Raw genomic sequence first — 6,709 nt, 5'->3', positions numbered from 1 at the left:
ACCACGTCGCCGGGCTCTTCCGGCTCTGGTGGGTGCCGCCGGGCCGCTCCGCGGACCGCGGCACGTACGTCCACTACGACGCCGAGGCGATGCTCGCCGTCCTGACCCTCGAGGCCGCGCGGGCGAACGCGGCGGTGGTCGGGGAGGACCTGGGGACCGTCGAGCCCGAGGTGACCGAGGCGCTGCACAGCCGGAACATGTTGGGCTCCACCGTGTTGTGGTTCGCCCGCGACCTCGATGACCGGCTGCTGCCGCCCGGCGAGTGGCCCGAGGAGGCCGTCGCCACGATCTCCACCCACGACCTGCCGACGGCCGCGGGCTTCCTCACCGGCGAGCACGTCCGCGCCCGCGCGGACCTGGACCTGCTCGACGACGTCCCGGCCGAGGAGCGCAAGGCCGCCGCCGACCGGGCGGAGCTGGTCGACCTCCTCGTCGCCGAGGGGGTCCTCGACTCCGCGGCGACCCCGGACGAGCGGATCGTCGTGGCGATGCACGCCCTGCTCGCGCGCAGCCGCTGCCGGTTGGTGCTGGCCAGCCCGTACGACGTCGTCGGGGAGACCCGGCAGCCCAACCTGCCCGGGACCGTGGACGAGTACCCCAACTGGCGGCTGCCGCTGCCCGTCTCGCTGGAGGAGCTGCAGAGCGATCCCCGGGTGACGGAGGTGGTCGCGGCATTGCGCTCGGGGGATCGCTGAGGCGAGGATCACAGCATGCCCCTCAGTGCCGAGGCCTCGACGATCGCCGACCGCGCCGCGGACCTGCTCTGGTCCAGCTGGCAGGCAGGCGACGTGCTCGACGAGCTGCCCGACGACCTCCGACCGCACGACCACGAGGCGGGCTGGGCGATCCAGCAGCGCATCGGTGACAGCGCGGGCCCCGGCTACGGCTGGAAGATCGCGGCGACCTCCGCGCCGAGCCAGGCGGTCATCGGGATCGGGACACCGCTGCCGGGGCGGCTGTTCGACCGCTTCCGCTTCGCGCCCGGGGACACGCTCCCGTTCGCAGGCCTGCACATGCGGGTGGTCGAGGCGGAGTTCGCGTTCCGGATGGCCGCCGACGTCGGCCCCGACCCGACCCGCGAGGAGGTCCTCGCGGCGATCGGCGCGATGCACCTGGCCATCGAGGTCCCCGACTCCCGGTTCGCCGACTACTCCCACGCGGGCAGCGCGCAGCTGATGGCGGACGTCGCCTGCGCGGGCCAGTTCGTCCTCGGCCCCGAGGTCCCGGGCTGGGAGCAGCTCGAGCTGTCCACAACGGGGACAGCCCTGTGGATCAACGGCGAGCGGGCGGCGGAGGGCCGCGGCGCCGAGGTGATGGGCGACCCGCGGACGGCGCTGGTCTGGCTCGCCGAGGAGCTCGCCCACCTGGGCACGGGCCTGAAGGCGGGCGAGATCGTGACCACCGGCTCCACCACGGACGTGCCGACGATCTCGGCGGGCGACCGCGTCCGCGCCGAGTTCGGCGACCTCGGCCAGGTGGAGATCAGCTTCCGCTGACCACAGCGGCAGCCCCGTCGCCCGACGCCCCCCAGGCACGCCGCCGGCCGAAGATCGCACGTTTCGTGCTCTCAGCGCGCCAAGATCGCACGTTTCGTGCTCTCAGCGCGCCAAGATCGCAGACTGCGTGCACTCAGCGCTGCCACCACCGCACTGAGTGCACGCTATCGGCGATCTTGAAGCGCGCTCGCGCGTCGGACAGGTTCAGACCGTGAAGGACAGCGTGCTGGGCTCCTCGCGGCGCAACGCCGCCACGTGCGCATCGACGGTCGTCATGTCGTGCAACGGAGTGCCCTGCGCCATCCCCGCCAGCAACGCCTGCTCCGCGCGCTCGATCTCCTCGGCCGCGTCGATCGCCGCGGCGAACCGCTCTCGCGGGCCGACGACGAGGCCGTCGTCGTCCCCCACGACGAGGTCGCCCGGCGAGACCCGGACCCGGCCCAGCAGCACCTCCCGCCCGAAGGTCCCGGGATCGCGGGTCGTGCCGGACATCGGCGTGGTGCCCCGCGCGTGCACCGGCAGGCCGATCCGGCGCAGCCCGCGCAGGTCCCGGCAGTAGCCGTCGATCACGATCGCGGCGATCCCGCGGCGCACCGCCTCGGTGGCGAACAGCTCGCCGGAGACCGCTTTCCTCAACGAGTTCGTGGCCACCACCAGCACCGACCCCGGCTCGGCCGCGCGCAGCGCGACCAGGACCGGGAGGTGGTCGTCGTAGGCGAGGAGGGTGAACGCGGGGCCCGCGAACGAGACCTCCGGGACCATCGCCCGGATCGCCGGGTCGACGACGGCGAGGCCCTTGTCGGCGTCGCACAGCGAGGAGACCTGCACGGCGCGGAGCCGCTCGACCAACGTGTCCATGCCCCCATCCTGCTCCCGCAAGCCTTGACTTGCACGTCTGCCTAGTGCAATCTCGGGCTTGCACATCAATCGAGGAGGACACCATGGACACCATCACCCGCGAGATCACCGTCGATGCCGCCCGCACCCGGGTCTGGGAGGTCATCACCGAGGCCACGCACCTCGGCCGCTGGTTCGGGGACGCGGGCGCCGAGATCGACCTGCGGCCGGGCGGCAGGCTCACGCTCAGCTTCGAGGGCCACGGGACGAGCGTCGGCCGCGTCGAGCGCGTCGAGAAGCCCGCGGCGTTCAGCTTCCGGTGGGCCCGCACGCGGGAGAACGAGCCGGCGCCGGGGGACGAGACACTCGTCGAGTTCACCCTGACCGAGACCGCGGACGGGACGCTCGTGCAGGTCCGGGAGAGCGGCTTCGCGAGCCTGACGGGGGACGCCGCGGGCTACCGCCGGGGGAACGTCGAGGGCTGGGCGGCGAAGACCGCGGAGCTGCAGCGGTACCTGGAGACCGTGTCGGCATGAGCGGTCGCGTCGACGGCGGAGCACTCGCGGCCCTCGCCGACCCCACCCGCCGTGACCTGCTCGAACGTCTCGCGCGGGGCGAGGCCAGCGCCACCACGCTGGCCCGCGGGCTCCCCATCAGCCGCCAGGCCGTGGTGCAGCACCTCTCGGTGCTCGACGCCGCGGGCCTGGTCCGCTCGGACCGGCACGGGCGCGAGGTCCGTTGGTCCCCCCGCCCGGACGGGCTGATCGCGGCCGCGTCCTGGCTCACCGGGATCGCGGACGAGTGGGACCGCAGGCTGGCCGCGATCAAGGCGATCGCGGAGGAGTAGCGGTCAGCGGACCGTCGAGAGCGCGCCCGGCACGATGTCGACGCGCGCCTCGACGGCCGCCTCGAGCTCCAGGACCTCGCCGTCGATCTGTGCCGGCATCGGGTCGATGGTCCTGAAGGCGTACTCGCGCACGCTCGGCTGGGGCCCGAGCCCGCGGAGCGCCGCCTTCGCGGCGGTGAGTGCAGTGCGCAGCTTCGAGTGGTGCTTCACGAGCACGACCTCGAACACGCCGTCGTCCGGGCGGGCGTCCTCGGCGACGGTGGCGAACTTGGCCATCTCGGCGATGTTGGCGAAGACCAGGCTGTCGAAGGTCTCGCGTCGCCCGTCGACCTCGATGGCGAAGGGGTGGAACCGCGAGAACGCCCGGATGGTCGTGACGACCTCCTTGAGCGATCCCTTCCCGCCCTGCTCCAGCTCGAGCGCCACGACGGGGGTGATCCCCAGGCCGATGTAGGAGTGGGCGTATCGCACCTCGCCGTCGACGGTGAGGCGCAGGACGTCGAGCGTGGAGGTGGTGCCGTCCACGATCGCGTCGAGCAGCGGACGACGGCCCACGACGCGGCGGTGGTCGTTCGCGTTCCCCGCCGCCAGGACTGCGGCCGACGCAGTGGTCTCCCCGGCCTTCAGGACGCCGTCGACGACCTCGTTGTACCCGCCGTCCCCGCTCACGGACACGATCAACGGCGACCCGGAGACGGCCTCCTCGCGCGCGATCTCCCGCGCGTGCCCGGCGTGCTCGGTGGGCCGCAGGTCGACGGGCAGGTGTGCGGCCCGGTCGGCCAGCCCGGACTTCAGCTCCTCGGCGCGCTCCTGTGCGTCCCCGGTGGAGTTGGGGTTGAAGACCACCACGACACGATCGAAGGCATGCGCCACGTGCGAAGACTATCCCGTTCGCACGTGGACGACCGGTTCTGCGGTCCGTTCCCGCAGACCCAGGGTGGTGATGGCCGCCACCACCACGAGGAGCCCGATCCACTGCGTCGCGCTGGGGTCGACACCCAGGAACGCGATCCCGAGGACCGTGGCGGTCGCGGGGAAGGCGAGCTCGGCGAGGGTCGCGCGGGCGGCGGGCGTGACCTTGAGCGCGAGGTAGTAGAGGACCAGGGCGAGCAGCCCCGGGATCAGCGCGAGCAGCACCAGCGGCAGGACCTGCGAACCGGTGATCGCGACCGGGGCACCCTGCACCCCGAGGATCACCGCCGACGCAGGCAGCCCGATCGCGAACCGCAGCACCGTGACGTCCTTCGGCGAGGTCCGGACCCCGACCATCCGGCCGAGCACCGTCCCCAACCCCCACAGGACGGCCGCCCCGACGGCCAACCCGGCGGCGCTCAGCTCGCCCACCTGGGCGGCGAGCGGATCGGGGAAGGCCACCAGCCACGCCCCGACCAGCGCCGGGACGGCGATGAGCCAGTACGTGCCGCGCACCCGTTCACCGAGCAGCATCGCCGCCGCGGCCACGGCCACCAGGGGCTGCAGCTTCTGCAGGACGAGCGGGGTCAGCGCGTCCCCCGTCGCGAACGCCGCGGTGAACAGGGCGGTGGCGAGCGCGCTGGCCCCCGCCCCGATGACGACGATCGCGATGCGGTCCCGCACCGACGCCGCCCGGAACGCCCGCCACGCCGAGGGCAGGAAGGGCACCAGCACCACCACGGCGATCAGGTGCTCCCAGAACACCACCGTGGCCGCGGGCAGCGCTCCCGCGAGCGGGGCGCGCAGCAGTCCGTCGGTCCCCCAGAAGGCGGCGGCGATCGCCACGAGCCAGGTCCGGTCGCGCGTCACTGTCGTCGGCACTGACGGCACAACCCCGTCGACGGTGGATCTATGCCGCTCGCTGCTGTCACGATGGGGCAATGGAGTCCACCCGCCTCGACCGTTGGCTGTGGTCCGTCCGGCTGGCCAAGACCAGGTCCGACGCCGCGGCCGCCTGTCGGGGAGGGCACGTGCGCGTCAACGACCGGCCCGCCAAGCCCGCCACGCCGGTGCAGGCAGGCGACTCGGTCCGAGCCCGGGTGTACGACCAGACGCGGATCGTGCAGATCACCAAGGTGATCCAGAAGCGCGTCGGCGCCCCGGAGGCACAGGCCTGCTACCTCGACCACACGCCGCCGCCCCCACCCAAGGAGGGCCGCCCGGTCTTCGCCGTGCGCGAGCGCGGCTCCGGCCGCCCCACCAAGCGCGAGCGCCGCGCCCTCGACCAGCTCGGAGCCCTTCGCCCACCCCGCTGACCCTGTGAGCGCCGATAGTCGCTCTAGCGACTATTGCGCTCACGACCGGGGCCCGTGGCTCCGCCCCTCGCGCGGCGTGGGAGAGGATGGGGCCATGTACGACCTGCTGTTCCAGCACGTCCTGCGCCGGATCCCCGCCGAGCCGATCCACGGGGTCGCGTTCGGCGCGATCCGCGGTGTGGCGGGTGTGCCGCTCGTCGGGCCGCGGGTGGGCAGGCTCCTCGCCGCGTCCGACCCGGTGCTGCAGACGCGCGTGTTCGGAGTCGACTTCCCGAACCCGCTCGGGCTCGCCGCCGGGTTCGACAAGGACGCGCGCGGGCCGATCGCGCTGAGCAGGCTCGGCTTCGGGTTCGTGGAGCTCGGCACGATCACCGCCCGGCCCCAGCCCGGCAACCCGAAGCCGCGGCTCTTCCGGCTCCCCGCCGACAAGGCGCTCGTGAACCGGATGGGGTTCAACAACTCCGGGGCCGACGCCGTGGCCGCCCGACTCGCCGCGCTGCCGGCCGAGAGCCGTCCCGTGCTGGGTATCAACATCGGCAAGAGCAAGGTCGCGCGGCCGGACGAGGCCGTCGCAGACTACCGCTACAGCGCCCGTGCCCTGGGCCGTTTCGCGGACTACGTGGTCGTGAACGTCAGCTCGCCCAACACACCCGGGCTGCGGGATCTCCAGCAGGTCGGCGTCCTGTCACCGTTGCTCGAGGCCGTGCGGGAGGAGCTCGTCGCCTCGGTGCCGGGCCGGACGGTCCCGCTGCTGGTCAAGATCACGACGGATCTCGCCGAGGACGACGTTGCCGCTGTGGCCGACATGGCCTTGAGACTCGGGCTCGACGGCGTGGTCGCCACCAACACGACCGTCTCCCGTTCCGGCCTCCGGACCCCTGCCGCCGAGGTGGAGGCCCTGGGTGCAGGCGGGGTCTCCGGCCTGCCGCTCGCCCAGGCAGCGCAGGAGGTCGTCGGGCGGCTGCGTGCCACCCTCGGCCCCGATCGCACCATCATCTCCGTGGGCGGCATCTTCACGGGCGAGGACGCCTACCGGCGGATCGCCGCCGGCGCGTCGCTCGTGCAGTCCTACACCGGCTTCATCTACGGCGGCGGCACCTGGCCGCGCAGGCTGAACACCGAACTGGCCGCCCTGTTGCACGACAACGCCCACCCCAGCGTGGCCGCCGCCGTCGGAACCGCCGACTGACGCCGCATTATGGAGCCATAACTGTCTTCTTCTGGGGCCGCCGCGACCGTTGTGGCTCCATAATGCGCACCGGGTCGAGAACACGAGAAAGCCCCGGAGCACATGCTCCGGA

Annotated in this window: 9 protein-coding genes; 6 read left to right on the top strand and 3 right to left on the bottom strand. The window is 73.0% G+C overall.

Annotated elements, in window-relative coordinates:
* The coding region (locus tag H5J29_RS16430; RefSeq protein WP_181781835.1) for a 4-alpha-glucanotransferase at positions 1-695 on the top strand (695 nt) is incomplete at its 5' end.
* A 15-nt stretch (positions 696-710) separates the two neighbouring features.
* Positions 711-1,496 carry a 2-keto-4-pentenoate hydratase gene (locus H5J29_RS16425; RefSeq protein WP_181781834.1) on the top strand — a complete coding sequence of 262 codons (786 nt, stop codon included), beginning with the start codon at positions 711-713 and terminating at the stop codon, positions 1,494-1,496.
* 204 nt (positions 1,497-1,700) lie between these two features.
* On the opposite strand, the gene H5J29_RS16420 is transcribed toward H5J29_RS16425, so the two are convergent.
* Positions 1,701-2,354 carry an RraA family protein gene (locus tag H5J29_RS16420; protein ID WP_181781833.1) on the bottom strand — a complete coding sequence of 218 codons (654 nt, stop codon included), beginning with the start codon at positions 2,352-2,354 and terminating at the stop codon, positions 1,701-1,703.
* Positions 2,355-2,437: 83 nt separating this feature from the next.
* Here H5J29_RS16420 and H5J29_RS16415 point away from each other — a divergent pair, with 83 nt between their 5' ends.
* Both H5J29_RS16415 and H5J29_RS16410 read left to right on the top strand, forming a co-directional pair.
* Positions 2,438-2,869, top strand: a complete 432-nt coding sequence (locus H5J29_RS16415; protein WP_181781832.1) for an SRPBCC domain-containing protein — start codon at positions 2,438-2,440, stop codon at positions 2,867-2,869.
* Positions 2,866-3,180 (top strand): ArsR/SmtB family transcription factor, encoded by a 315-nt coding sequence (locus H5J29_RS16410; RefSeq protein WP_181781831.1) that lies wholly within the window; start codon positions 2,866-2,868, stop codon positions 3,178-3,180. Before H5J29_RS16415 ends, H5J29_RS16410 begins: the two co-directional genes overlap by 4 nt.
* A 3-nt stretch (positions 3,181-3,183) precedes the next feature.
* Here the strand turns inward: H5J29_RS16410 and H5J29_RS36230 are convergent, their stop codons facing one another.
* Together H5J29_RS36230 and H5J29_RS16400 are read right to left on the bottom strand one after the other, a co-directional pair.
* The gene (locus H5J29_RS36230; protein ID WP_181781830.1) at positions 3,184-4,053 is read right to left on the bottom strand and encodes a diacylglycerol/lipid kinase family protein; all 870 of its coding nucleotides are present in this window, start codon (positions 4,051-4,053) and stop codon (positions 3,184-3,186) included.
* A gap of 9 nt (positions 4,054-4,062) precedes the next feature.
* Positions 4,063-4,983, bottom strand: a complete 921-nt coding sequence (locus tag H5J29_RS16400; RefSeq protein ID WP_376768540.1) for a DMT family transporter — start codon at positions 4,981-4,983, stop codon at positions 4,063-4,065.
* Positions 4,984-5,033: 50 nt separating this feature from the next.
* On the opposite strand from H5J29_RS16400, the gene H5J29_RS16395 reads away from it, so the two are divergent.
* Entirely contained in the window at positions 5,034-5,408 is a 375-nt protein-coding gene (locus tag H5J29_RS16395) for an Hsp15 family ribosome-associated heat shock protein (RefSeq protein WP_181781829.1), read from the top strand.
* A gap of 94 nt (positions 5,409-5,502) precedes the next feature.
* Positions 5,503-6,597 carry a quinone-dependent dihydroorotate dehydrogenase gene (locus H5J29_RS16390; protein ID WP_181781828.1) on the top strand — a complete coding sequence of 365 codons (1,095 nt, stop codon included), beginning with the start codon at positions 5,503-5,505 and terminating at the stop codon, positions 6,595-6,597.
* Positions 6,598-6,709: the final 112 nt, after the last annotated feature.

Source organism: Pseudonocardia pini (assembly GCF_013870575.1).
In the GTDB taxonomy this organism is placed as follows: Bacteria; Actinomycetota; Actinomycetes; order Mycobacteriales; family Pseudonocardiaceae; genus Pseudonocardia; species Pseudonocardia pini.
Note: the sequence above shows the minus strand (reverse complement) of the source record. Positions and strands in the feature narration are given on the sequence as shown.

What these genes read in the sequence shown, in the direction of transcription:
- H5J29_RS16395 (WP_181781829.1), top strand. Translation starts at nt 5,034, where the DNA reads ATGGAGTCCACCCGCCTCGACCGTTGGCTGTGGTCCGTCCGGCTGGCC.
- H5J29_RS16390 (WP_181781828.1), top strand. Translation starts at nt 5,503, where the DNA reads ATGTACGACCTGCTGTTCCAGCACGTCCTGCGCCGGATCCCCGCCGAG.
- H5J29_RS16420 (WP_181781833.1), bottom strand. Translation starts at nt 2,354, where the DNA reads ATGGACACGTTGGTCGAGCGGCTCCGCGCCGTGCAGGTCTCCTCGCTG.
- H5J29_RS16425 (WP_181781834.1), top strand. Translation starts at nt 711, where the DNA reads ATGCCCCTCAGTGCCGAGGCCTCGACGATCGCCGACCGCGCCGCGGAC.
- H5J29_RS16415 (WP_181781832.1), top strand. Translation starts at nt 2,438, where the DNA reads ATGGACACCATCACCCGCGAGATCACCGTCGATGCCGCCCGCACCCGG.
- H5J29_RS16410 (WP_181781831.1), top strand. Translation starts at nt 2,866, where the DNA reads ATGAGCGGTCGCGTCGACGGCGGAGCACTCGCGGCCCTCGCCGACCCC.